Below are 24,396 nucleotides of genomic sequence, written 5' to 3'. Positions count from 1 at the left end.
ATGACGTCGTGTTCCTGATGCGCGTGTCCCTCCCCGACCGGCCCGGTTCCCTGGGCGCGGTGGCCAGCGCCGTCGGCACCGTGGGCGCCGACATCCGCTCGGTGGAGATCGTGGGCAAGCAGGACGGCCAGGCGGTCGACGACTTCATGCTCAACCTGCCCAACGGCGCCATGCCGGACAACCTGGTCAGCGCCTGCACCGCCATCGAGGGCGTCCGGGTGCTGTGGTTCTCCCGCTACCCCGAGGGCGGCGGGCTGGAGTCCGACATCGAGGCGCTGGAGCGGATGCAGCAGAGCCCCGAGCGCGCGGCGGACATCCTGACCGAGTCCGCGCCGCTGGTCTTCCACTGCCACTGGGCCCTGCTGATCGACGCCCACGCCAAGCAGGTCCTGCTCGGCACCGAGCTGGCCCCGGACCTGACCACCGACGCGGTGGCTCAGCTGGAGCCGGTCGACCTGACCCACAGCGTCGAGCTGGCCGAGAACTGGGTGGAGTCCTGGGGCGAGACGACCGCGGCGATCGCCCCGGTCGGGGCGGACCGCACGCTGGTGATCGGACGGCAGGGCGGGCCGGCGTTCATGGCCTCGGAGCTGGCGCGGCTCAAGCACCTCTGCGCGATGGCCGTCGGCTGAGGACGGGCCGCCTCACTGGGTGGTGAGCTGGGTGACCAGGAACCAGAACACGCCCGCCACCACCAGCAGCGCCACCACGAACAGCAGCACCACCAGCCAGCGCTGACGCTTCTTCGCCCGCGTCCCCGGGACCAGCTCCGGGCCCGACCCGCCCATGTTGGGGCGCACCTGGACCGGGGTGCTCCCGTGCAGGTTGAGGTCGGAGAAGATCTTCTTGGCCACGCCTGGAGCGTAGTCGAGAGCACGTCAGGGGGCCGCCGGTGCGTGGCTGCCGGGTTCTGTCGGACCCGATCGGCAGAATGAGCCCGTGACCGAGCCCCGAGACGACGCCGCACCGGCCGAGAGCGGCGACCCGCAGCAGCGGGTGGCCGAGCTGGCCGCCCAGCTGGAGGAGGCCCGGCTGGCCTACTACGACCGCGACGAGCCGGTCATGGCCGACGCCGAGTACGACCGGCTGGAGCGGGAGCTGCGGGCGCTGGAGGAGGCCCACCCCGAGCTGCGCTCGCCGGACTCCCCCACCGCCACCGTCGGCGGCGTCGTCGGGACGGCGTTCAGCCCGGTGCAGCACCTGCAGCGGATGATGAGCCTGGACAACGCCTTCACCACCGAGGAGCTCGGCGAGTGGGACGACCGGGTCCGCCGCGAGCTGGGCGAGGTGCCCTTCCACTACCTGACCGAGCTGAAGATCGACGGTCTGGCGATCGACCTGGTCTACGAGCACGGCGAGCTGGTCCGTGCGGCCACCCGCGGCGACGGCCGGGTGGGTGAGGACATCACCGCCAACGCCCGCACCATCGACTCCATCCCGCACCGGCTCGACACCGACGACCCGCCCGCCCTGGTCGAGGTGCGCGGCGAGGTGTTCTTCCCGGTGGCGGAGTTCGAGCTGCTGAACGAGGCCCAGGCCGCCGCCGGCAAGGCGCCCTACGCGAACCCGCGCAACACCGCCGCCGGGTCGCTGCGCCAGAAGGACCCCACCGTGACGGCCTCGCGCAACCTGGCCATGTACGTCCACGGGGTCGGCGCCCGCGAGGGGGTGTCGGTGCGCAGCCAGTCCGAGGTGTACGCGCTGCTGGCCGGCTGGGGGCTGCCCACCAGCCCCTACACCGAGGTGCTGGACGACCTGGGCGCCGTGCGCGCCTTCATCGAGCGCTACCGCGCGGACCGGCACAGCGTGGAGCACGAGATCGACGGCATCGTGATCAAGGTCGACGAGCTGTCCGCCCAGGGCCGGCTCGGCTCCACCAGCCGGGCCCCGCGGTGGGCGATCGCCTTCAAGTACCCGCCGGAGGAGGTCACCACGAAGCTCCTCGACATCTCGGTCAACGTCGGGCGGACGGGCCGGGTGACGCCGTTCGCGGTGATGGAGCCGGTCACCGTGGCCGGGTCCACGGTCGAGATGGCCACCCTGCACAACGGCTTCGAGGTCAAGCGCAAGGACGTCCGGATCGGGGACACCGTCGTCCTGCGCAAGGCCGGCGACGTGATCCCCGAGGTGCTCGGCCCGGTGCTCGCGCTGCGCGGCCCGGACGTGCGCGAGTTCGTGATGCCGACCCACTGCCCGGCCTGCGGCACCCCGGTCGGGCCGGTGCGCGAGGGCGACAAGGACTGGCGCTGCCCCAACGCCCAGCACTGCCCGGCCCAGCTCCGCGAGCGGGTCTTCGCGCTGGCCGGGCGCGGTGGCTTCGACATCGAGGCCCTCGGCTGGGAGGCCTCGATCGCGCTGGTGGACCCCGAGCACGGACGTCCCGAGGACGCCACCAACGAGCCGCAGCAGCCGGTGCTCACCTCCGAGGCCGGGCTCTTCGACCTGACGGTGGAGCAGCTGGCCGACGTCCGGGTCTGGCGGCGCCGCAAGAAGGCCGGGGTCGAGCAGCCGCCGGCCCTGGAGCCGTTCTTCTCCACCACCGGCACCGCCAAGCAGCCTCCGGTGCCCCGGGCCACCACGGTCACCCTCTTCGCCGAGCTGGAGAAGGCCCGCAGCCAGCCGCTGTGGCGGGTGCTGGTGGCGTTGTCGATCCGCCACGTCGGTCCGACCGCGGCCCGCGCGCTGGCCCAGGCGTTCGGCTCGATGGAGCGGATCCGCGCTGCCGGGGTCGAGGAGCTGGCGGCCACCGAGGGCGTGGGCCGCATCATCGCGGAGTCGGTGGTGGAGTGGTTCTCCGTCGACTGGCACCGCGAGATCGTCGAGCGCTGGGCCGCGGCCGGGGTGCGGATGGCCGATGAGGTGGACGAGTCCGTCCCCCGGACGCTGGAGGGGCTGACGGTCGTGGTCACCGGCTCGCTGGAGGGGTTCACCCGCGACGAGATCAAGGAGGCCATCCTGGCTCGCGGGGGGAAGGCGTCGGGCTCGGTGTCGAAGAAGACCGACTACGTGGTGGTGGGCGAGAACGCCGGCACCAAGGAGGCGAAGGCACGTGAGCTGGAGCGCCCGATCCTGGACGAGGCGCAGTTCGTGACGCTGCTGGAGCAGGGTCCGGAGGGTCTGTCGTGACGGTGCCGGGAGGGGCCGAGCGGCCGGTGGTGGCCGCCGCCGCACCGCGTCAGGGGCGGGTCTTCGACGCGGTCGGGGCCGGGCTCTACGCCTCCGTCGCCGCGCTGGGCATCGGGGCGGTGTTCACCGGCCTCGGTACGGCGACCTGGCTGTCCATCGTCGTCTTCGCCGTCAGCCTGGCCGTGGTGCACCTGAGCACCAACCGCCCGCAGGTGCCGGGGGCCGCGGCCGCGCCGACCCCCTGGCGCAGTGCCGACGGCCGCGACCTGGCGGTGCTGCTCTGCGTGGTCGGGGTGGTGGCCCTGCTGGCCCGCGCCGGCGGCGACCTCAGCCAGTCCTCGGCCGGGTTCCTGGCCTGGCTGCTGGGGCTGGCCGCGCTGGTGCTGGTGCGGCTGGGTCGGGTGGGCATGGTCCAGCTGCTGACCCGTGGGCGGGCCGAGACCTGCCTGGGACTGCTGGAGGAGGAGCTGCGGCTGATCGAGGACGAGGTGGTCCGGGCCGGCGGGCTCGGGCCGGAGCTGCGCCCGCAGGAGCACCTGGTCCGCCAGGCCCGCGACCTGCTGGTGCAGGAGCTCCGGCTGCTCGAGGCGCGTCAGGTCCCGGTGGCCGACGTCGAGCGGGCCCGGGTCCAGGGGGTGGAGGTGCTGCGGCGGATGCCCCCGCGCGCCGGGCGCTCGGGGGTGGAGGTCAGCGGCCGAGCTCCTCGGTGACGATGTCGGCGGCCCGCAGCAGCGAGCGCAGCACCTGGGTCGCGGGGCCGGGGGTCCACCCGGCCAGCCCGCAGGCCGGGGTGAGGAGCACCCGTCCGGCGACGGCGGGGCCGAGCTCGAGGGGGCGCAGCAGGGCCAGCGCCCGTCGGGACAGCTCGTCGGGGCCGAGTGCCGCGTCGGCCACGGCGGTGGGCTGGACACCGAGGCCGAGTGCCGCGCGGCCACCGTCCAGGGTCTCCCCGAGCAGGTCGAGATCGGCCCGGCCGAGACGCTCGGCGTCCAGCAGCACGGTGCCGAACCCGGCGCCGAGCACCAGCGGCAGGTCCAGCCCGGCAGCGCAGCAGTGCAGCCGGACGTCCACCGCACCGGCGGCCCGCACCGCCTCCACCAGCCGGGACAGCGTCTCGCTGGCCTCCGGCCGCCCGACGCTGCGGTGGCGGGAGAACCCGCTCGCGGTCCGGATCCCGCCGGCCAGCACGGTGGGCAGCAGCGGCTCGTCCAGCTGGACGGCCAGGGCCAGCCCGGGCAGCCGGCGTCGGAGGTCGGACACCAGCGCGGACAGCCCCTCGGTGAGGCTCTCGGCCAGCTCGCGACGGGCGCCGTGGTCGGCGAGGACCCGGTCCCCTCGCGGGCGCTCGACCGAGGCGGCCAGCGTCCACGGCCCGGCCACGGTCAGGGTGAACGGGCCCGAGTAGCCCTGGGCCTCCTCCTCCAGCAGGTCCAGGTCCTGACGCAGCAGCGAGCGGGCACGGCGGGCGTCCACCCCGAGGGCGTCGGTCAGCCGCCACCCGGCCGGCTGCAGGTCCAGGCTGAGCCCGGACAGCACCGCGCCGGTGCGCCCGACCAGCTGGGCGGTGACGCCACGAGCCGGGAGCTCCGGCAGGTACGGCTCCCCCGGACTGCCCTGCTCCCCCAGCTCACCGAGGGTGAGTCGGATCGCCCCGGCGGCGTCGGTGCCCGGCCAGGACCCCACCCCGGTGACGCGGACGCCCTCCCCGGTGCTCACCGGGCGCCCACCGGCGAGCGCGAGCCGTCCGCCACGGGTGCGTCCACGGCGCTGCCCGGGTGGGCACGGTCGGCCACGGCCCGGTCGATCGTGGCGCTGCCCACGACGCGGGTCCCCGCGTAGAGCACCACAGCCTGACCCGGCGCCACCCCGGTGGCGGGACGGTGCAGCCGGACCTGCCAGCGGTCCCCCTCGGCACGGACGTCGGCGGGCACCGGCTCACCGTGCGCGCGGAGCTGGACCTCACCGCTCCAGGGCCCCGGCCCGGGGTCCTGGGTCCAGGTGGGACGGACGGCCTCGATGCGGTCGACCTGCAACGCCTCGCGCGGACCGACCACCACCGTGGCGTCCACCGGTGAGATGTCCAGCACGAAGCGCGGTCGCCCGTCCTCGGCCGGCACCCCCAGCCGCAGACCCCGGCGCTGCCCGACGGTGAAGGAGTGGGTGCCCTCGTGCTCGCCGACCCGGGTGCCGTCCTGGTCGACGATCGGTCCGGGGCGGCGACCCAGCCGCGAGGCCAGGAAGCCGGCGGTGTCGCCGTCGGCGATGAAGCAGATGTCGTGGCTGTCGGGCTTGTCGGCCACTAGCAGCCCGCGGGCGGCGGCCTCGGCGCGCACCTCCGGCTTGGGCGTCTCGCCCAGGGGGAAGGCCGAGCGCGCCAGCTGCTCCGGCCCCAGCACCCCCAGCACGTAGGACTGGTCCTTGGCGGCGTCCACGGCTCGGTGCAGCTCCACGCCGCCGGGACCCTCCACCAGCCGTGCGTAGTGGCCGGTGACCACCCGGTCGAAGCCGAGCGCCACCCCGCGCTCCAGCACCGCGGAGAACTTGATCTTCTCGTTGCAGCGCAGGCAGGGGTTGGGCGTGCGGCCGGCGGCGTACTCGGCGACGAAGTCCTCGACCACGTCCTCGGCGAAGCGCTCCGACAGGTCCCAGACGTAGAACGGGATGCCCAGCACGTCCGCGGCCCGGCGGGCGTCGTGGGCGTCCTCGCGGGAGCAGCAGCCCCGCGACCCGGAGCGGAACGACTGCGGGTTGCGCGAGAGGGCCAGGTGCACGCCGGTCACCTCGTGCCCCGCGTCGACCATGCGCGCCGCCGCGACGGCGGAGTCGACGCCACCGGACATCGCTGCAAGGACCTTCATGCCCCCGAGGCTACCGGCCGGGGCCGGGAGGGGCTGACGCGTCACCGTCGGCCCCGTCCTGGCCCCGACCACGGGTCCCGCTCGGTGTCGTGGCACCAGGCCCGGACCACCCGTGTGCATGCCTGCGGGGCTTCCGTGGCCACCTCCACCCGCCGCCCGGACGCCGGACCTGGCGTGCCCGAGGACGGCAGCGTGCAGGAGGGCGGAAGGCAGGGGCCGGCCACTGCGCACCGGCCCCCGTCCGCCCCGCCGGCCTACTCGACGGCGAGCGCCGCCTCCGCCGGTCGGCCACGCGTGGCGCGCCAGGCCGGCAGGAGCATGGCCGCCAGGGTCAGCACGACGGTCCACGCGGCGATCGTCACGAACACCCACGGCGGTCCGGCGGGCAGCACGGAGTCGAGCCGCTTGAGGCTCACCGGCACCAGGATCACCAGCGCGGCGGCCGTCCCCAGGGCGATGCCGCTGACGGACACGATCGCGCCCTCCAGGCCGACCATCCGCAGCACCTGGACCCGGGTCGAGCCGGCCAGGCGCTGCAGCCCGAACTCCCGCCGGCGCGCCGTCGTGCTCGAGGCCAGGGTGTTGACCACCGTGATCGCCGCGTACCCCGCGATCATCAGCACCATGATGTAGATGGCGAAGGTGGCGGTCCGCTTCTGCTCGTCGTACTCGGCGAACAGGACGTCACGACCCTCCACGGTCAGTCCCTCCTCGGTCGCGGTCATCGCTCCCAGGTTCGTCACCAGCTGCTCCGGGTCCGTGCCGGCCTCCGCCGTGACGACGATGCGCGTCGAGACGCCGGCGGTGGTGCGGGCGGCGAGCGTGTCGGCGGGGAGCAGCAGCGTGTCGTAGTCCTCCTGCGCGGAGAACTGCGCGGCCACCCGTAGGTCGAGCGTGGTGCCGTCGCCCATCCGCACGGTGAGGAGGTCACCGACACCGACGCCCAGCCGCGAGGCGTGCTGGTCGCCGAGCGCCACCGTGTCGCCGTGGAGCGCGCTGAGGCTGCCTGCCGTCACGTCCACGGGCGTGGTGGCCTCGGCACCCTCGGCGGTGACGCCCTGCAGCGTCCAGCCCTCGTTCGCCGGCGAGCTGTCCGCCGGGGCCTCGATGAACCCGAGGCTGCTGACGTAGGCCGACGCGCCGGCCACACCGGGCACGGTGCTGACGGCCTGGACCAGACCCGGGTCGACTCCTCCGGGGACGCTGACCACGGCGTCGGCCACCAGGTTGTCGGTGAAGGCCCGTCGGTCGGCCACGTCGTTGGTCGTCTGCAGGTACAGCATCCCGGTCGACACGGCGGTCAGCAGGATCACCGGCGCCAGGACCGCCGCCATCCTCCCGCCACGGCCCCGTGCGTTGAGCACCGCGAGCTCCCCGGTCACCCCGCCCAGGGCCCGCACCGGCCACTGCACCGCGAAGGTGGTGATCTTCATCAGCACCGGTGCCAGCAGGGAGAACCCGATGGCCAGGAGGATGACGGCCGGCGCACCGGTGGCCGGCGTGAGCGGTCCGCTCACCACGACGGTGGTCACCACGGTCAGGGCGAACCCGGCGGCGAGGACGATCCCGGCCAGGAGCAGGCGTCCACGCCCGATCAGCCTGCCGTCCACGGAGGCCTCCGTCAGCGCCTGCGCGGGCTTGATCCGCGAGGCCCTCCGGCCGGCTCCGAGGGCGCCGGCCAGGGCCGCCGCGATCGCCACCGCCATCGCGGCCACGACCGGGACCCAGCCCTGCCGGAAGGCGAGACCCTCGGCGGCGATGCCCTGCTCCGCCAGCCGGGCGAACACGAACCGGCTCACGAGCTGGCCGGGGACCACCGCGGCGGCGGTGGCGACCAGGGAGAGCAGCAGCGTCTCCCTCAGGACCAGCCGGCGGATCTGGCGAGGGGTCGCCCCCACCGCCCTCAGCAGACCCAGGTCCTGCTGGCGCTGGGTGATGGAGAGGGCGAGCATGGAGGCCACGCCGAAGACCGACACCAGGACGGCGAAGGCGGTGAAGACCCCGGCCAGGGCCATCACGGTCACGCCGCTGGCCTGGGCGCCCCGCAGCTCGGCCTGCCCGCGCTCGTCACCGACCAGCGTGATGGTGCCGGGGTCCAGCTCGGCGTCGATCCGCTGCTGGAGCTCCTCGACGTCCACGCCGGGCTCCGCTACCACCCCGACCGCGTCGATCCTGCCCAGCGGTGGCACCCCCTCGAAGACGAAGGTCCGGGTCTGCTGGACGCCCGGGAGCGTCGCGATCGTGTCGGCCAGGGCCGCGTCGATGCGGACCCGTTCGGGCAGCACCGGGGGCTCGTCGGGGTCGCCACCGGAGTCGTGGTACCGCTGGTCACCGGCCACGACGACGTCGGCGGAGGCGGTCTGCACCGGGGGGACGGCGGTGCGGACACCGGTCTCGATCAGCCCACCGGTGGCCATCATGATGATGGCTGCGCAGAACATCGCCAGGAACGCCGCCGCGAACATCCCGGTGCGGTACCGCAGGGTGCGGAGAGCGAGCTGCACCATCAGCGCTGCCCCCCTCGGACGGCCCCGGCACGCGCCAGGTCGTCCTCGTCGGCGAAGGCACCCAGACGCGTCATCCGCTCGGCCACGGACTCTGCGGTCGGCGAGTGCAGCTCACCGGCCAGACGCCCGTCGGCCAGGAAGAGGACCCGGTCGGCGTAGGACGCGGCGACCGGGTCGTGGGTCACCATGACGATCGTCTGGCCGGTCGACCTCGCCGAGCCCGACAGCAGCGTGAGGACGTCCCGGGCGCTCCGCGTGTCCAGCGACCCGGTCGGCTCGTCGGCGAAGATGACGGCGGGGTCGGTGATCAGCGCCCGGGCGATGGCCACCCGCTGCTGCTGCCCGCCGGACAGCTCGGCCGGACGGTGGTTGCTGCGCTGACCCAGGCCGACCTGCTCGAGGACCTGCGACACCCGGCCCCGGGCCGGCTTGCGTCCGCCGAGACGCAGGGGCAGCGTCACGTTCTGCCGCACGGTCAGGACCGGCAGCAGGTTGAAGGACTGGAAGACGAACCCGATGCGCTCCCGCCGCAGCATCGTCAGCTCGGTCTCGTCCATCGTGCTGATCTCGTGGCCGTCCAGCAGCACCGACCCCGACGTCGGCTGGTCCAGCCCCGCCGCGCACTGCAGCAAGGTGCTCTTGCCGGAGCCGGACGGGCCCATGATCGCCGTGAACGTCCCCCGTCCGAACGCGGTCGTCACCTCCTCCAGCGCCACCACCTGGTTGGCGCGCCTGCCGTAGACCTTGCTGACGTCGGTCAGCCGGACTGCATCGGTGTTCCCGATCTCCATCGACGTTCTTCCCTGCCGTTGTGCCGTCCCACCGGGTGCGGGACGATCCAGCTACCACTGTGTCGGCGGGGGCGCGGTCGCACATCGTCTGCCGGAACCGTCCCCGACTGGTGCAGATCGACCAGCCCGGCAGCCTCCTGGTGCAGACGCACCACGTCTCGCGCACCGGAGGCCGCCGGTCCCTCTCGTAGCCTGAGCACGTGCTGCGCTGGCGGACGGGGACGACGGAGGACGACGCGGGACCGTCCTGGCCGGGCAGCAGCCAGCCCGTGACCAGGCGGTGGCTGCTCGAGGCGACCGTGGTCGCCGTGGCCTTCGTGCTCTGCCTGCTCGGTGGCCTGCTGCACGCCGACGACACCCTGGCGGCGCCTCCGGTGCAGACCTACCTGCTGGCCGCCGTGGGCTCGGCGGTCCTGCCGGCCCGGCGCCGTGCCCCCGTGGCGACGGTGGTGGCGACCACCCTCTGCGGCATGCTCGCCGCCCCGCTGGGACTGCTGGTCACCCCCCTCCTGGTCGCCCCGGCCGCGATCAGCGCCTACTCGCTCGCCGTTCGCACCGGAGGGCGGGCAGCAGCCGCGGTGCTGCTCCCCTCGGCGGCCCTGCTGGTGGCCGTCACACCCTTCTTCGAGGCCGACTTCTCCTGGGAGGACACCGGTCGGCTGCTGACCGTGGCGGCGTCGCCGCTGGTGGCCGCCGTGTTCGGACGCTCCGCGCGCCACCGACGCGCCTACCTCGCGGCGGTCGCCGAGCGCGCACGCAGGGCGGAGGAGAGCAGGGAGAGCGAGGCGCGGCAGCGGGTGGTGGAGGAGCGGCTCCGGATCGCCCGCGAGCTGCACGACCTGGTCGCCCACCAGATCACCCTCGCCAACGCGCAGGCCGTCGTCGCCGCCCACCTCCTCGACACCCGCCCGGAGCAGACCCGCACCAGCCTGGACGAGCTGGTGCGGACCACCCGCCAGGCCCTCGACGAGCTCCGGGGCGCCGTCGGCCTGCTGCGTCAACCCGACGACGCCGCCACCTCCACCGAGCCGGCTCCGGGGCTCTCGCAGGTCCCCGCGCTGCTGGAGACGTTCCGCCGTTCGGGTCTGGACGTCACGATCAGCGAGAGCGGGACGGCGTCGCCCCTCCCGCCGGCCACCGACCTCACCGCCTACCGGGTCATCCAGGAGGCCCTGACCAACGTGACCAGGCACGCCGGCGGCAGCAGCGCGCGCGTCCACCTCACCTGGGTCCGTGACCAGGTCGCCATCACCGTCACCGACACCGGGGACGCCTCGCGCCCGCGGTCCGGGTCCCCGCCCGGCTACGGTCTGGTCGGCATGCGTGAACGGGTCACGGCCGTCAGCGGCACCCTCAGCGCGGGCCACCGGCCCGAGGGCGGCTTCCTCGTCTCCGTCCACCTGCCCCTGCCCCCCACCGCCGTCCCGACGGCTGCGGCCTCCGACGGCCCGACCGACAGCGAGAACCGATGACCGAGGACGCGACCGACCACCGACAGGGCGCTGACGCAGGAGGGGGGCGCGTCTTGCGGGTGCTGCTCGCCGACGACCAGGCGCTGCTGCGTGGGGCCTTCCGCACCCTGCTGGAGAGCGCCGAGGACATCACGGTGGTCGGGGAGGCCGGCGACGGCCGCGAGGCGGTGCGGCTGACCCGCGAGCTGCACCCGGACGTGGTGCTGATGGACGTCCGGATGCCGGGCGTGGACGGCCTCGCCGCGACGGCGGAGATCTGCGCCGACCCGCAGCTGGGAGCCAGCCGCGTCCTGGTCCTCACCACCTACGAGACCGACGAGTACATCGCCCGGGCGCTGCGTGCGGGGGCCAGCGGTTTCATCGGCAAGGGCATCGACGCCCACGACCTGCTCGACGCGGTACGCACGATCGCCGACGGCGACACCCTCCTCTCCCCCGCGGCGACCCGGTCCCTGGTCGCCCGTCTCCTCGCCGCACCGGTCGGTCACGAGACACCTCACCCCCGACAGGTGGCGACGCTCACCCCGCGCGAGCGGGAGATGGTCGCCCTGGTGGCCACCGGGCTGTCCAACGTGGAGATCGCCGACCGGTTGTACCTCAGCCCCTTCACCGTCCGCGCCCACGTGCAGCGCGCGATGACGAAGCTGGAGGCCCGTGACCGGGCGCAGCTCGTCGTCATCGCCTACCAGACCGGCCTGGCCCGCGTCAGCGCCGAGCACGACACCGACGGCTTCTGACCGACCGGGCCCGGGCGGCGGCCGGCGCTCACCCGTGCACGGCCCGGGCGCGGGCCACGGCGTCGGGGAGGGCGGTCAGCAGCGCGTCCACGTCGGACCCGCTGCTGGTGGCCCCGAAGGAGAAGCGGACCGCGGCGGAGGCCGCCGCCTCGTCCAGCCCGGTGGCCAGCAGCACCGGGCTGGGGCCGACCACCCCGGCCGAGCAGGCCGAGCCCGTGGAGCAGTCCACCCCGGCGGCGTCCAGCAGCATCAGCAGGTCGTCGGCCCGGAGGCCGTCGAAGCCGAGCATGACGATCGCCGGGCTGGTCCGGGGGCCGCCGTGGACGTGCACCCCGCCCAGCCCGGAGGCAGCCAGGCCGTCCAGCAGTCGGGTCCGCAGACCGGTCAGCGCCGCGGTCCGCCGCACCCGTGCGGCCACCACGTCGGCGCAGGCCGCGGCGAGGGCCGCCGCCAGCGCCACCGGCACGGTGCCCGAGCGCAGGTCGCGCTCCTGCCCGCCACCCCAGGCCACCGGTTGCAGCCCCACCTCACGACGCACCAGCAGCGCACCGATGCCGACCGGCGCGCCCAGCTTGTGGCCCGAGACGCTCAGCAGGTCCAGGCCGGAGGCGGCGAAGCCCACGTCCTCCACACCCACCGCCTGGACGGCGTCGCTGTGGCTCCAGGCGCCCACCCGCCGCGCCGCCTCGACCAGCCGGTCGACGGGTTGCACGGTCCCGGTCTCGTTGTTGACCCACATCACCGAGGCCACCGCGACGCGCTGGTCCAACCCGGCCCAGGCCTCCTCGCGCACGGTCGCGTCCGCCCCGACCGCGAGCTCGACCACCGCGGCGCCCTCGGCCCGCAGCGCCGCCGCGGTCTCCAGGACCGCCGGGTGCTCGACCGCCGACACCGCCACCGCGTCCCGACCACCGGCACGACGCGCCAGCCAGGAGCCGCGCAGGGCCAGGTTGTCGGCCTCGGTCCCCCCGGAGGTCAGCACCACCTCGGTGGGGTGCGCGCCGAGGGAGGCGGCCAGGGACTCCCGGGACTCCTCCAGCACCCGGCGCGCCACCCGCCCGGAGGCGTGCAGCGAAGAGGGGTTGCCGGTGAGCTCCAGCGCGTCCAGCAGCGCCGCCCGGGCCGCCGGCGACACCGCGGTCCCGGCGGCGTGGTCCAGGTGCACCCGTCCGATCACCCGGCCATCCTGCCCCGCCGGGTGCGGGTCCCGCTCAGCCGCGGGCCGCGCGGACCTGCTCGGCGACCGCCGGCAGCACCGTGTGCAGGTCGCCCACGACGCCGAGGTCGGCCATCTCGAAGATCGGCGCCTCGGGGTCCTTGTTCACCGCCACCACCGCGCGGGAGGTCTGCATCCCGGCCCGGTGCTGGATCGCCCCGGAGATGCCCGCGGCCACGTAGAGCTGGGGTGAGACGGTCTTCCCGGTCTGGCCCACCTGGTAGGCGTGGGGGTACCAGCCGGAGTCCACCGCCGCCCGGGAGGCGCCGACGGCCGCACCGAGGGCGTCGGCCAGGGCCTCGACCGGGGCGAAGTCCCCGCCGGTCCCGCGCCCGCCGGAGACCACCACCGCGGCCTCGGTCAGCTCCGGACGTCCGGTGGCCGCCTTCGGCTCGCTGGCCACCACCCGGGCGGTCCGGGCCGCCTCGGAGACGCTGACCGCGGCCTGCTCCACCGCGGCGGAGACCGGTGCCTGCTCCGGCGCCACCGAGTTCGGCTTGACCGTGACCACGCCCAGCCCCGAGCCGAGACCGGCGCGCACGCTGAAGCCCCCGGCGAAGACCGACTGGGTGCTGGTCAGGGCGCCGTCCACCACGGCGAGGTCGACGGCGTCGGTGATCAGGGCGGCGTCGCGGCGCACGGTCAGCCGCCCGGCCACCTCCTTGTTCTCCGGGGTGGAGACCAGCAGCACGGCCAGCGGCTGCTCGGTGCCGACCAGCTGGTCCAGCACGTCGGCCTTGGGGGCGACCAGGAACTCCGCCACCGCCGGGTCCGGCACCGACAGCACCCGGGCGACGCCGTGGCGCCCCAGCGCCTCCACCGCCGCGGCCGGGGCCTCGCCCCAGACCACGGCGACGGGCTCGCCGAGGCGGCGGGCCAGGGTGACCAGCTCCAGGGTGGGCTTGCTGACGCCCTGCTCGGTGACCTCGGCCACCACGATCACGTTCGACATCAGGTTCTCCTCGGTCTCAGACGTAGCTGCCGGTGGTCAGGAACTGGGTCAGCGCCGCGGCCCCCGAGCCGTCGCTGTCCTCCACCACGCGGCCGGCCTCCCTGGGCGGACGCGGGCTGGTCTCCAGCACGCGGGTGCGGGCGGCGCCCAGGCCGACGGCGGAGGCGTCCAGCCCCAGGTCCTCCAGGAACCACTCGTCCACCGGCTTCTTCTTGGCCGCCATGATGTTCTTCAGCCCCGGGTAGCGCGGTTCGCCGGACTGGTCGGTGACGCTCAGCACCGCGGGCAGGTCGGCCACCACGGTCTGGCTGTCGGTGTCGGAGTCGCGGACCACGGTCAGGGTGCGGCCCGACAGCTCCACCCGGGAGGCCAGGGTCAGCCCGGGCCAGCCGAGCCGCTCGGCCAGCATGGCCGGCACGACCCCCATCGCGCCGTCGGTGGAGGCCATCCCGCAGACCACCAGGTCCGGCTCCAGCCGGCGGACCGCCGCGGCCAGCACGGCGCTGGTGGCCAGCGCGTCGGACCCGTGCAGCGCCTCGTCGAGCACGTGCACCCCCGAGGAGGCGCCGAGCTGCAGCGCCTTCTTGATCGCGTCCGCCGCGTCCTCGGGGCCCATCGTCAGGGCGACGACCTCGACGTCGTCCCCGGCCTCGGCCAGCTGCAGGGACTGCTCCACGGCGTACTCGTCCAGCTCGCTCAGCAGGCCGTCGCCGGCCTCCCGGTCCACCGTGCCGTCGTCGGCGAACTCGCGGTCGCCGGTGGCGTCGGGGACGTACTTGACCAGGGTCACGATGCGCATCGTCATCCACTCCGTCGAGGTCGTGCGGACCGGCGGCGGGTGACCACCGGTGTCGTCGCAGCCCTATATTACCCACGGGTAACCACGGCGCGGGCCGACGCCCCGGCTACTGTGTCGCCGAACCGGGTGGGTCTCGAGGACAGGACGGCGATGGTCAGCAGTGCGGGCGGGAGCGGTGCGGCAGCGACCCCGACCTGGGGCCGTCGGGTGCTGATCACCCTCGTCGCGGTGCTGGTCTCCTCCCTGCTCGGGGTGGGCGGCGGGATCGCCCTGGTCGCGGGGCGCGGCGGTGGCGGCGGCGGGTCCCCCACGCCGGTGCCGACGCCGAGCACCCCCTCGACCCCCACCTCCACCGCGTCGGCGGCCGTCCGCGGCTACCTGGACGCCGTGGCCCGCGGCGACGCCGTCGCGGCCCTCTCCCACGCCGCCACCCAGCCCGCCGACACCTCCCTGCTCACCGACCAGGTGCTCTCCGTCTCCCGCGCGATGGCCCCGATCACCGACGTCAGCGTCCCCGAGGTGGTCGACGCCGGCTCGGTGGAGGCCAGCTACCGCGTCGGCTCCGAGCGGGTCACCGAGACCTTCTCCGTCACCGAGGTCGACGGCGGCTTCCGGCTCTCGGAGGTGGTCAGCGAGCTCGACGTCTCCAGCCTGCGCTCGGACCGGCTGGCGCTGCGCGTCGGTGGGGCCGACGTCACCGGGGACCGGCTGACCCTGTTCCCGGGCAGCTACCCGGTGGAGACCGGCAACCCCCGCCTCTCCTACGGCGACGGCGCGCTGCTGGTGCCCGTCCCGGGACGGGTGCTGAGCAGCTCCGAGCTGGCCCCGACGCTGACCGAGGAGGGCGCGGACGCCTTCGCGACGCTGGTCGAGGACGCCCTCGACGAGTGCCTGACCGAGACGGGCCCGGCCCCGTCGGGGTGCCCGTTCGAGGCCGGCGTCAACAGCAGCCACGAGGTGGAGGGCGAGGGCCGCTGGTCGGCCGAGGACGACCCGATGGACTCCTTCGACCCCCGGTTGGACGGCACCGACCCCACCCGCGCCACCTCCTACCTGACCGCGGGGCTGGTCTACCGCTACAGCTACACCTCCGAGTACGAGGAGGGCGAGCAGGAGGGTGAGGTGTCGGTGCTGCTGAGCACCAACGCCGAGGTCGACCTCGGCGCCGACCCGCTGCGGGTGACCTTCGGCTGACGGCTCAGGGGCCGACGTCCTCCCCGGCCACCAGCCGGCGCACCCGCTCGGCCGCCTGCTCCCCGAGCGCGTCGACGTAGGCCCGACCCTCCGCGCCCTCGGCCCAGCGCCGGTCGCGGTCGGCCACCACCCGGCCCGGTACCCCGGCCACCACCGAGCGCGGCGGGTAGGCACCGCGGACCACCGCGTGCGCGGCCACCACCGAGCCGTCGCCCAGGTCGGTGCCGCGCACCACCGTCACCCCGGTCCCGAGCCAGCAGTCCGCGCCGATCCGCACCGGTGAGCGCACCAGCCCCTGGTCCTTGATCCGGCGGTGCGGGTCGGTGGTGTCGTGGTCGAAGTCGCAGACGTAGACGCGGTCGCCGATGATCGTGGCCTCACCGATCCGGACGTCGAGGTGGGCGTTGACGGTGAGGTCGTAGCCGAGCACGCACTTGGGCCCGACCACCACCGTCCCCTGGTGGGCGCGGATCTTGACCCGGTCGTTGAGGTGGGTCCAGGCGCCGATCCGCAGCCGACCGACCCCACGGGCCACCTCCAGGCGGACGCCGCGGCCGATGAACACGAAGCCCTCGAACTCGACGTCGGGCCAGCGCCAGCGAGCGAGCCGCCAGCGGACCCAGGCCCGGAGGTTGACCGGGCGCAGCCAGCCCCGGCGCAGCAGCCAGCCCAGGGGAGGCCGGTGCGGGTGGCGGGTCGGCGGACCCGCCGGCGGGTCGGGGATCACCGGTGCGTGAAGGCCGTGACCGACACGTTGTAGTACCAGCCGGGCGGGACCACGGCCGACAGCCGGCGGTCCACCCGGTCCAGGGTGAGCCAGGACCGGTAGGCGAACATCCGCCAGCGGAACCCGAGCCGCTCCTCGGTCAGGGCCGCCTCGACCGTGCGCACCGGCCAGCCGAACCAGGCGGCGGTCAGCTCGTCGGTGTGGGTGCGCACCCCGACCAGGCCGGCGGCGCGGACCGTCGCGGCGAGCTCGTCGGGGTCGAAGGTGTGCAGGTCGACCACCGCCTCCAGGGCAGCAGCCCGGCTGGACTCGTCCAGCTCGGCCTCCGGACGCGCCCAGGAGCGCAGCGGCCGCAGCCGGGTCAGCGCCCGGGTCGCGGACCAGGTCAGCGACGACAGCCGGCGCGCCACCCGGTGCCCGACCCGGGTGGGCTCACCGCAGATGACCACCCGCCCACCCGGTCTGAGCACCCGCGCGATCTCGGCGAAGGCCGACGCCACGTCGGGGAGGTGGTGGATGACGGCGTGCCCCACCACGAGGTCGAAGGAGTCGTCGGGGAAGGGCAGCCGCTCGGCGTCCACCACCTGCCCCTCCACGTCCAGGCCGAGGCGGCCGGCGTTGGCCAGGGCCACCTCGACCATCCCGGCGGAGATGTCGGTCACCGTGCCGTGCTCGATCAGCCCGGCCAGCATCAGGTTGAGGGTGAAGAAGCCGGTGCCGGCCCCGATCTCCAGGCTCCGCCCGTAGGGGCGCGGGGGCACGCCGGCGACGGCGGTGAAGCGGTCGCGGGCGTAGTCGGTGCAGCGCTGGTCGAAGGAGATCGACCACTTCTCGTCGTAGCTCCCGGACTCCCAGTCGTGGTAGAGCACCTGGGCCAGCTTGGTGTCCTGCCAGGCGGCCTCGACCTGCTCGGCGGTGGCGGGCTCGCGCCCGGGCTCAGCGGCCACGGAACACCGCCTTCCCCGGCCCCTCGGCCACGAAGGAGGCCATCCCGGTGCGTCGGTCCTCGGTGGCGAAGAGCGCGGCGAACTGCTGGCGCTCCAGCTCCAGCCCCAGCGGCAGGGACATCTCGCTGCCGTGGTCGATCGCCTCCTTGGCCGCCCGCAGGGCCAGCCGGGGACCACCGACGAACTGCCGGGCCCAGTCCTGGGCCGTCTGCTGGACCTCCGCGGCGGGCACCACCTGGTCCACCAGACCCATCTCCAGGGCCTCCCGGGCACCGACGCTCCGCCCGGTGAGCACCAGCTCCTTGGCCCGGCTCACCCCGACCAGCCGGCTCAGGCGCTGGGTCCCGCCGGCGCCGGGGATGACCCCGAGCAGGATCTCGGGCTGGCCCAGCACCGCGTCCTCGGCCACGATCCGGCGGTCCGCGCAGAGCGCGAACTCGCAGCCCCCGCCGAGGGCGTAGCCGTTGACCGCGGCGACCACCGGCTGGGGCAGCGCGGCCAGCATGGCGACGGTGCTCTGCAGCCGGGCGGACCAGACCACGGCCTCCGCGTGCTCCAGGTCGACCATCTGCTTGATGTCGGCCCCGGCGGCGAAGACCCGCTCACCACCGGTCAGGACCACCGCGGCGACGTCGGCGACGGCCAGGGCGTCGGCGGCTCGGCGCAGACCCTCCACCATCTCGGCGTCGATCGCGTTCACCTTCGGGCGGTCCAGCCTCAGCGTGGCCACCTGGTCGACGACCTCGACGCGCACCGACCGGGTGCCGCAGTCGATCACGGACGACTTCGTATCCATGCCCGGCACTGTAGTGCCGCGCGGGGGGTCCTGGTCGGGCATGATGTGCAGCCCCAGCACCGTCGCAGAGAGCCCGGTGGCCGCGAGCAGGAGTGACGAAGCCGATGGACGCCCGACCGAGCGCCGTGAGCGAAGCCTGGCCGGGTGACCTGCCGGGACCGGCGGCGCTGGGGGCCACCGTCGTGGCGGAGGGGACGCGCTTCGGCCTCTGGTCCCCCGGGGCCACCCGGGTCGAGCTGGTGCTCGTCGCCGAGGACTCCCGGACCGCGACCGCGTCGGTGGACCTCGCCCCGGCCGGTGACGGCAGCTGGCAGACCACCGTGGCCGGGGTCGGCCCCGGGCAGCGCTACGGCTACCGGGTGCACGGGACCTGGGCGCCGGAGCGGGGGCTGCGCGCCAACCCCGCGAAGCTGCTGGTGGACCCGTGGGCCCGGGCCGTCACCGGTGACGTCGACCTGCACGGACCGGTCCGCGACCACGTCCCCGGCCGCACGTCCCTCCGCGACGAGCGCGACTCGCTGGGCTCGGTGCCGCTGTCGGTGGTGGTCGCCCCGGTCCCCCGCCCCGAGCCGCTGGCCGGCCCGAGGTCGGAGGACCTGGTGGTCTACGAGACCCACGTCCGCGGCGCCACCCGGCTGCACCCCGACGTCCCCGAGGCGCTCCGCGGCACCTACGCCGGGATGGGCCACCCGGCGGTGGTGCAGCACCTGCAGCGGCTCGGGGTGACGGCGGTGGAGCTGCTGCCCGTGCACCACTTCGTCTCCGAGCCCCACCTGGTCGAGCGCGGGCTGGTCAACTACTGGGGCTACAACACCCTGGGCTTCTTCGCCCCGCACGCCGGCTACTCCTCCCGGGGCAGCACCGGCGGGCAGGTGCAGGACTTCGCCGACATGGTCACCGCGCTGCACCGGGCCGGCATCGAGGTGCTGCTCGACGTGGTCCTCAACCACACCTGCGAGGGCGACCAGACCGGTCCGACGCTGTGCTTCCGCGGGATGGCCGGCTCCGGGTGGTACCGCCTGGACGCCACCGGCGCCCAGGTCGACACCACCGGCTGCGGCAACTCCGTCGACACCTCCTCCCCCGGCGTGCTGGCCTTCCTGCTGGACTGCCTGCGGTACTGGGTGGAGGAGCTGGGGGTGGACGGCTTCCGCTTCGACCTCGCCAGCACCCTCCTCCGCGACGAGCAGCACCGCGTCGACCTGGCCCACCCGTTCCTGGCCGCCGTCCGCGCCGACCCGGTGCTGAGCGGCGTGCGGCTGGTCAGCGAGTCCTGGGACGTCGGTCACGACGGCTACGAGGTGGGCTCCTTCGGCACGCCGTGGCTGGAGTGGAACGACCGCTACCGCGGGCTGGTCCGCGACTTCTGGCGGGGGCGGGCCGACGGCGTCCGCGAGCTGGCCACCCGGCTGCGCGGGTCGGCGGACCTCTTCGACCCGGCCGGCCGCCCGGTGGCCAGCACCGTCAACTTCGTCACCGCGCACGACGGCTTCACCCTGCGCGACCTGGTCAGCTACGAGCACAAGCACAACGCCGCCAACGGCGAGCACAACCGCGACGGCAGCGACGACAACCGCTCGGTCAACCACGGCGTGGAGGGCGAGACCGAGGACCCGGCGGTGCAGGCGGCCCGGCGTCGTCACGTCCGCCACCTGCTGGCCACCCTGCTGCTGTCGGCCGGCACCCCGATGATCACCGCCGGGGACGAGCTGGGACGCACCCAGGGCGGCAACAACAACGCCTACTGCCACGACAGCGAGGTCTCCTGGACCGACTGGTCCGACCCCTGGGAGGACGTGCTGGAGACCGCCGCGAGGCTGCTGCGGCTCCGCCGTGAGCACCCGCTGCTCCGCCCGACCGCCCGGCCGCACGGCGACCCGGTCCTGGACGACGTCGGCCGGCCGGCCGGGCGCCCGGACCTCGCCTGGCTCCGTGGCGGGCCGGACCCCGCGCACCCGGCCGGGGTCGCGGTGATGGACCACCACGCCTGGCACGAGCACCACCGCCGGCTGCTGGGGATGTACCTGTCGGGGGTGGACGAGGCGTTGCTGGTCTGGTTCTCCGCCGACGAGTCACCGGCCGAGGTCACCCTGCCCGGCGGGGCCTGGGGCACCGGCTGGGAGGTGCTGCTGGACACCACCGCCGGGGCCCGCGCGGGCGCGTCCTCGCTGCACCTGCCACGCTCGGGGGTCGTCGTGCTCCGCGGCTCGGTCTGAGCGCGACCGGCGCCGGGACGGACCCGGAGCCGGCTGAGCCGCGACGGACCCGCCGGGGTCAGCTGAGCCCGTCGCGCTGCATCGGGTTGACCGCCAGCTCGGCCATCACCGCCCACGCGGTGGCGCCGGTGTGCTGGTTGGGGAAGTAGCCGAAGCCGAAACCGCTGTCCAGCGGGCTGCTGGCCGCGACCAGGCCGCGGGGCTCGATCACGGCACCCCCGACCCGCTGACCACCGCCGAGCTGGGCCTGCGCCCGGCGCAGCTCACGGACCAGCCGGGCAGCCACCGCGGCGTCACGCGGGAACCTCCGGTCGCGCAGCGCGACGACCTGCTGGGCGGTGCCCTCGAGCCAGACGGCGTCCGGGTTCACCTGCGCGCCGTTGTACACGGCGGTGGACGTCAGGCTCGCGCTGGAGAAGGTCACGCCGCTGATCGACACCCCGTCGGGCAGCTGCGAGCCCGGGGAGTCCGCCGTGTCGGTCACGGCGAGGGCGTCCCCGGCCCAGTCCAGCGCCGAGGCGAAGCGGCGGTCGCGCAGGGCCAGCCACCCCCAGGTCTGGGGGTCCAGCGGCAGCGGGGAGCGGTTGATGCTGTCCCCGTCGTTCGAGCCGGTGTAGAAGAAGCCGCCGTCCGGCTCCCACATCGACTCCACCAGGCCCCGGGCCCGCTGCGCGGCGGCGACCCACCGCGAGCGCCCCGCAGGGTCGGCGGCGGCCAGCTGGGTGAAGAGGGCGACGCAGTCGATGTTGTGCTCGGTGGAGACGTTGGGGACGGTCCGGTCGGCCGCGTCCACGCCGAACCGGAAACCCCCGAGGGACCCCGGGTTGACGGCCCGCTCGAGGATCCACTCCGCGATCCGGACCGCCCCGGCGAGGTGGTCGGCCCGGCCGAGGACCCGGTGCAGCTGCAGCAGCGCGATGCCGGGCCAGGCCATGTCGCCCACCGCCGTGCCGAGGAACCCGAACTGGTATCCGACGTTGGCGCGCCCGTCGGCCCGACGCAGACCGTCGGGCTGGGGGGTGCCGTCGTAGAACACGTAGGGACCGACGTTGTAGGCCTGTCGCAGCCGCCCGTCGTCGAAGTCGGGGTCGTTCTCCTGGGCGAAGCGCAGCCCGTCACCGATCGTGGCGGCGGTCTCGTCGTCACCGGCGGCGAGCAGCGCGCAGACCGACAGGGCGCAGTCGTAGACGAAGGCGGTGGAGAACAGGCCGGACTCGTCGGCGTAGGACTGCGGGAGCCTCGGGGACCCGGCCGGGAGGGGGTAGGCCGTCGTCATGGTCTGCAGGAAGCCGACGCCGTCGCGGACCAGGCCACGGCGTGGCTGCGACGACGCCGGCAGCAGCTGCGCCGGGCCGGCGAGGAGGGCGGCGGCACCGCCGGCGGCGAGCAGGGCGCGACGGGTCACTGCGGTGTGGGAGCCGTCGTAGGAAGAGGTGGTCATCTGCGCACTATGACACCCACCACCGACAGCAGCCGGGACGGGTCAGCCGGGCAGCGCGGCCAGACCCAGCTCGGCGGCGACGGCCAGCCGGTCGTGCCGCGGCACCACCCGGACGGTGTAGCCGCGGGCACCGGTGCGGACGGCCTGCAGCTCCACCTGGTAGCGCCAGGTGCCGTCGCCGGCGTCGGAGACCGAGCTGAAGGGCGAGCTGGCCACGCCGTGGAGCTCGTCGTCGCCGTGCAGGTCGCCGGTGATCAGCTGGACCTCGACGTCGTCGGGGCCCAGGTCGCCCAGCTGCACCAGGGCCACGAAGGCCAGCGTGCTGCCGACCTGCACGCTCTCCCCGGTCAGGCTCTCCGCGTGCAGCACCTTCACCTGCGGCCACGCCCCACGGACCCCGCGCTTCCAGGTCGCCAGCTCCACCGAGGCGTCGCCCGCGCCCAGGGAGCGCGCGGAGGCCGCCGCCGGGTCGTAGAGCTCGGTGACGTAGTCGCGCACCATCCGCGAGGCCAGCACCTTGGGCCCGAGCACCGAGATGGTGTCGCGGATCAGCCGCACCCAGCCCTGCGGGACCCCGGAGACGTCGCGGTCGTAGAAGCGGGGGACGATCTGGTTCTCGATGATCGAGTAGAGCGTCTCGGCCTCGATCGCGTCGCGCTGGTCGGGGTCGGTGACGTCCTCGGCGGACGGGATGTCCCAGCCGCAGCGCGGGTCGGACCACTCGTCCCACCACCCGTCGCGGATCGACAGGTTGGCCGCCCCGTTCAGCGCGGCCTTCATGCCCGAGGTGCCGCAGGCCTCGAAGGGACGCAGCGGGTTGTTCATCCACACGTCGCAGCCCGGGTAGAGCGGGCGGGCCATGGCGATGTCGTAGTCGGGCAGGAAGACCAGCCGCTCCCGGACGTCCTCGCGGTCGGCGAAGCGCACCATCTGCTGGATCAGCGCCTTGCCGGTGTCGTCGGCCGGGTGGGCCTTGCCGGCCACCACGATCTGGATCGGGGTGGTCGGGTGGTTGAGCAGGCGGATCAGCCGCTCGGGGTCGCGCAGCATCAGCGTCAGCCGCTTGTAGGAGGCCCCGCGCCGGGCGAAGCCCAGGGTGAGCACCCCGGGGTCGAGGGCCCTGGAGATCCAGTCGGTGTGGCCGGCCATCCCGCGCTGGGTGGCGCTGACGGCCAGCCGCTCGCGGGCCATGGTGACCAGGTCCGCCCTCATCCGTCGCTTCATCGACCAGATGGTGTCGGCCTCGACCCTCTCCAGGGCGTCCCAGTCGTAGCCGTCGACCCCCATCTCCTCCTCACCGGCCGGCAGCTCCAGCAGCCGCAGCAGCGCCGGGTGCACCCAGGTCAGGTGGTGCACGCCGTTGGTGATGGAGCCGATCGGGACCTCGGCGTCGTCGAAGCCCGGCCACAGCGGCGAGAACATCTCCCGCGACACCTCGCCGTGCAGCTCGGAGACGCCGTTGGCGCGCTGGCCGAGCCGGAAGCCCATCACGGCCATGTTGAACCGCGAGGGGTCGCCACCGGCGTAGTCCTCCGCCCCCAGCGCCAGGACGCGCTCCAGCGGCAGCGGCGCGAAGTCGGCGAACTGGTGCTGGACCATCGCCGTGTCGAAGCGGTCGATGCCCGCCGGCACGGGGGTGTGGGTGGTGAAGACGTTGCCCGCCCGGGTCAGCTCCACGGCGGTGTCGAAGTCGCGCCCGGCCGCCATCTGCTCCCGGATCCGCTCCAGCCCGAGGAAGCCGGCGTGGCCCTCGTTGCAGTGGTAGACCTCGGGCTCGGCCTGCCCGCTGATCCGGCACCAGGCACGCAGGGCGCGGACACCGCCGATGCCGAGCAGCACCTCCTGGGCGAGCCGGTGGTCCGCCCCGCCGCCGTAGAGCCGGTCGGTCACGGCACGGTCGGCCTCGGCGTTGACCTCGAGGTCGGAGTCCATCATCAGCAGCGGGATCCGTCCGACCTGGGCGACCCAGATCTGGGCGTGCAGGGTGCGCCCGTGCAGCGGCACCTCGATGGTGACCGGGACCCCGTCCTCGGTCAGGAGGGTCAGCGGCATCGCGTTGGGGTCCAGCAGCGGGTAGCGCTCCTGCTGCCACCCCTCGGCGTTGAGGGACTGCCGGAAGTAGCCGTGGCGGTAGAGCAGCCCGACCCCGATGATCGGCACCCCGAGGTCGCTGGCGGCCTTGAGGTGGTCACCGGCGAGGATCCCGAGCCCGCCGGAGTACTGCGGGAGCACCTCCGAGACGCCGAACTCGGCGGAGAAGTAGCCGATCGCCGACGGCGCGTCCGGGTTCTCCGCGGCGTGCCGCTGGAACCACAGGTCGGCGGAGAGGTACTCGTTCAGGTCGGCCTCGCGCTGGGCCACCGCCCGGACGAAGCGACGGTCCTCGGCCAGCACCTGCAGCCGGGCCGGGTCGACCTGGGCCAGCAGACCCAGCGGGTCGCGGCCGGTGGACTCCCACAGCTGCGGGTCCACGGCCCGGAACAGCTCCTGGGTCTCGGCGTGCCAGGCCCACCGGAGGTTCCTGGCCAGCTGCCCCAGCGGGCGCAGGGCCCCGGACAGGACGGGGTGGACGTTGATTCGTCGGAGTGCGCGCACCCCGGGAGGCTACTGCCCGGAC

20 protein-coding genes are annotated in these 24,396 nt (G+C 74.6%); 7 read left to right on the top strand and 13 right to left on the bottom strand.

Going from position 1 to position 24,396, the window contains the following annotated elements:
- Positions 1–14: 14 nt before the first annotated feature.
- Complete coding sequence (locus BLT52_RS14015; RefSeq protein WP_090596786.1) at positions 15–632, top strand: ACT domain-containing protein; 618 nt, start codon at positions 15–17, stop codon at positions 630–632.
- Between the two features lie 12 nt (positions 633–644).
- Here BLT52_RS14015 and BLT52_RS14010 read toward each other — a convergent pair whose 3' ends face one another.
- Positions 645–854 carry a hypothetical protein gene (locus BLT52_RS14010; protein WP_090594429.1) on the bottom strand — a complete coding sequence of 70 codons (210 nt, stop codon included), beginning with the start codon at positions 852–854 and terminating at the stop codon, positions 645–647.
- A gap of 85 nt (positions 855–939) precedes the next feature.
- On the opposite strand from BLT52_RS14010, the gene ligA reads away from it, so the two are divergent.
- Together ligA and BLT52_RS14000 are read left to right on the top strand one after the other, a co-directional pair.
- A complete protein-coding gene (gene ligA / locus BLT52_RS14005) occupies positions 940–3,126 on the top strand; it encodes an NAD-dependent DNA ligase LigA (protein WP_197679048.1) in 2,187 nt (728 codons plus the stop codon).
- A complete protein-coding gene (locus BLT52_RS14000; RefSeq protein ID WP_090594426.1) occupies positions 3,123–3,836 on the top strand; it encodes a hypothetical protein in 714 nt (237 codons plus the stop codon). Before ligA ends, BLT52_RS14000 begins: the two co-directional genes overlap by 4 nt.
- Here BLT52_RS14000 and BLT52_RS13995 read toward each other — a convergent pair.
- The 4 genes from BLT52_RS13995 to BLT52_RS13980 all read right to left on the bottom strand — a co-directional run bounded on the left by BLT52_RS13995 (position 3,814) and on the right by BLT52_RS13980 (position 9,282).
- A complete protein-coding gene (locus BLT52_RS13995; RefSeq protein WP_197679047.1) occupies positions 3,814–4,842 on the bottom strand; it encodes a uroporphyrinogen decarboxylase/cobalamine-independent methonine synthase family protein in 1,029 nt (342 codons plus the stop codon). The genes BLT52_RS14000 and BLT52_RS13995 overlap by 23 nt on opposite strands.
- Complete coding sequence (mnmA, locus tag BLT52_RS13990; protein ID WP_090594424.1) at positions 4,839–5,984, bottom strand: tRNA 2-thiouridine(34) synthase MnmA; 1,146 nt, start codon at positions 5,982–5,984, stop codon at positions 4,839–4,841. Before mnmA ends, BLT52_RS13995 begins: the two co-directional genes overlap by 4 nt.
- Positions 5,985–6,238: 254 nt before the next feature.
- Positions 6,239–8,491 (bottom strand): ABC transporter permease, encoded by a 2,253-nt coding sequence (locus BLT52_RS13985; RefSeq protein ID WP_090594423.1) that lies wholly within the window; start codon positions 8,489–8,491, stop codon positions 6,239–6,241.
- Complete coding sequence (locus BLT52_RS13980; RefSeq protein ID WP_090594421.1) at positions 8,491–9,282, bottom strand: ABC transporter ATP-binding protein; 792 nt, start codon at positions 9,280–9,282, stop codon at positions 8,491–8,493. The genes BLT52_RS13985 and BLT52_RS13980 overlap by 1 nt, the downstream gene beginning before the upstream one ends.
- 269 nt (positions 9,283–9,551) lie before the next feature.
- Here BLT52_RS13980 and BLT52_RS13975 point away from each other — a divergent pair, with 269 nt between their 5' ends.
- Positions 9,552–10,754 carry a sensor histidine kinase gene (locus tag BLT52_RS13975; protein WP_157677312.1) on the top strand — a complete coding sequence of 401 codons (1,203 nt, stop codon included), beginning with the start codon at positions 9,552–9,554 and terminating at the stop codon, positions 10,752–10,754.
- Positions 10,751–11,491, top strand: a complete 741-nt coding sequence (locus BLT52_RS13970; RefSeq protein WP_090594419.1) for a response regulator transcription factor — start codon at positions 10,751–10,753, stop codon at positions 11,489–11,491. The genes BLT52_RS13975 and BLT52_RS13970 overlap by 4 nt, the downstream gene beginning before the upstream one ends.
- Before the next feature lie 28 nt (positions 11,492–11,519).
- Here BLT52_RS13970 and BLT52_RS13965 read toward each other — a convergent pair whose 3' ends face one another.
- The 3 genes from BLT52_RS13965 to BLT52_RS13955 are packed head-to-tail and all read right to left on the bottom strand — an operon-like array spanning position 11,520 to position 14,458.
- Complete coding sequence (locus tag BLT52_RS13965) at positions 11,520–12,668, bottom strand: cysteine desulfurase family protein (RefSeq protein ID WP_090594418.1); 1,149 nt, start codon at positions 12,666–12,668, stop codon at positions 11,520–11,522.
- A 34-nt stretch (positions 12,669–12,702) separates the two neighbouring features.
- Positions 12,703–13,659, bottom strand: a complete 957-nt coding sequence (locus BLT52_RS13960) for an electron transfer flavoprotein subunit alpha/FixB family protein (protein ID WP_090594416.1) — start codon at positions 13,657–13,659, stop codon at positions 12,703–12,705.
- 16 nt (positions 13,660–13,675) lie between these two features.
- Positions 13,676–14,458 carry an electron transfer flavoprotein subunit beta/FixA family protein gene (locus BLT52_RS13955; RefSeq protein ID WP_090596782.1) on the bottom strand — a complete coding sequence of 261 codons (783 nt, stop codon included), beginning with the start codon at positions 14,456–14,458 and terminating at the stop codon, positions 13,676–13,678.
- Positions 14,459–14,608: 150 nt separating this feature from the next.
- Here BLT52_RS13955 and BLT52_RS13950 point away from each other — a divergent pair, with 150 nt between their 5' ends.
- Positions 14,609–15,652 carry a hypothetical protein gene (locus tag BLT52_RS13950; protein WP_090594415.1) on the top strand — a complete coding sequence of 348 codons (1,044 nt, stop codon included), beginning with the start codon at positions 14,609–14,611 and terminating at the stop codon, positions 15,650–15,652.
- Positions 15,653–15,656: 4 nt separating this feature from the next.
- Here the strand turns inward: BLT52_RS13950 and BLT52_RS13945 are convergent, their stop codons facing one another.
- From BLT52_RS13945 to BLT52_RS13935, 3 genes are read right to left on the bottom strand one after another with little or no spacing between them, the layout of a single operon-like run.
- Positions 15,657–16,379 (bottom strand): acyltransferase, encoded by a 723-nt coding sequence (locus tag BLT52_RS13945; RefSeq protein WP_090594413.1) that lies wholly within the window; start codon positions 16,377–16,379, stop codon positions 15,657–15,659.
- Positions 16,376–17,326 carry a class I SAM-dependent methyltransferase gene (locus BLT52_RS13940; RefSeq protein ID WP_090594412.1) on the bottom strand — a complete coding sequence of 317 codons (951 nt, stop codon included), beginning with the start codon at positions 17,324–17,326 and terminating at the stop codon, positions 16,376–16,378. Before BLT52_RS13940 ends, BLT52_RS13945 begins: the two co-directional genes overlap by 4 nt.
- A complete protein-coding gene (locus BLT52_RS13935) occupies positions 17,316–18,122 on the bottom strand; it encodes an enoyl-CoA hydratase/isomerase family protein (RefSeq protein WP_090594410.1) in 807 nt (268 codons plus the stop codon). Before BLT52_RS13935 ends, BLT52_RS13940 begins: the two co-directional genes overlap by 11 nt.
- 104 nt (positions 18,123–18,226) lie before the next feature.
- On the opposite strand from BLT52_RS13935, the gene glgX reads away from it, so the two are divergent.
- A complete protein-coding gene (gene glgX, locus BLT52_RS13930) occupies positions 18,227–20,338 on the top strand; it encodes a glycogen debranching protein GlgX (protein ID WP_090594408.1) in 2,112 nt (703 codons plus the stop codon).
- Between the two features lie 58 nt (positions 20,339–20,396).
- Here the strand turns inward: glgX and BLT52_RS13925 are convergent, their stop codons facing one another.
- Positions 20,397–21,779, bottom strand: coding sequence for an AGE family epimerase/isomerase (locus BLT52_RS13925; protein ID WP_090594407.1), 1,383 nt, complete (start codon positions 21,777–21,779; stop codon positions 20,397–20,399).
- Between the two features lie 42 nt (positions 21,780–21,821).
- On the bottom strand, positions 21,822–24,374 hold the full coding sequence (glgP, locus tag BLT52_RS13920) for an alpha-glucan family phosphorylase (protein ID WP_090594405.1): 2,553 nt from the start codon (positions 24,372–24,374) through the stop codon (positions 21,822–21,824).
- Positions 24,375–24,396 lie beyond the last annotated feature (22 nt).

Origin of the sequence: Auraticoccus monumenti, assembly GCF_900101785.1 — a bacterium.
Classification (GTDB): domain Bacteria; phylum Actinomycetota; class Actinomycetes; order Propionibacteriales; family Propionibacteriaceae; genus Auraticoccus; species Auraticoccus monumenti.
Note: the sequence above shows the minus strand (reverse complement) of the source record. Positions and strands in the feature narration are given on the sequence as shown.

What these genes read in the sequence shown, in the direction of transcription:
- BLT52_RS13955 (WP_090596782.1), bottom strand. Translation starts at nt 14,458, where the DNA reads ATGCGCATCGTGACCCTGGTCAAGTACGTCCCCGACGCCACCGGCGAC.
- BLT52_RS13960 (WP_090594416.1), bottom strand. Translation starts at nt 13,659, where the DNA reads ATGTCGAACGTGATCGTGGTGGCCGAGGTCACCGAGCAGGGCGTCAGC.
- BLT52_RS13970 (WP_090594419.1), top strand. Translation starts at nt 10,751, where the DNA reads ATGACCGAGGACGCGACCGACCACCGACAGGGCGCTGACGCAGGAGGG.
- BLT52_RS13925 (WP_090594407.1), bottom strand. Translation starts at nt 21,779, where the DNA reads ATGACCACCTCTTCCTACGACGGCTCCCACACCGCAGTGACCCGTCGC.
- BLT52_RS13950 (WP_090594415.1), top strand. Translation starts at nt 14,609, where the DNA reads ATGGTCAGCAGTGCGGGCGGGAGCGGTGCGGCAGCGACCCCGACCTGG.
- BLT52_RS13980 (WP_090594421.1), bottom strand. Translation starts at nt 9,282, where the DNA reads ATGGAGATCGGGAACACCGATGCAGTCCGGCTGACCGACGTCAGCAAG.
- mnmA (WP_090594424.1), bottom strand. Translation starts at nt 5,984, where the DNA reads ATGAAGGTCCTTGCAGCGATGTCCGGTGGCGTCGACTCCGCCGTCGCG.
- glgX (WP_090594408.1), top strand. Translation starts at nt 18,227, where the DNA reads ATGGACGCCCGACCGAGCGCCGTGAGCGAAGCCTGGCCGGGTGACCTG.
- BLT52_RS13935 (WP_090594410.1), bottom strand. Translation starts at nt 18,122, where the DNA reads ATGGATACGAAGTCGTCCGTGATCGACTGCGGCACCCGGTCGGTGCGC.
- BLT52_RS13985 (WP_090594423.1), bottom strand. Translation starts at nt 8,491, where the DNA reads ATGGTGCAGCTCGCTCTCCGCACCCTGCGGTACCGCACCGGGATGTTC.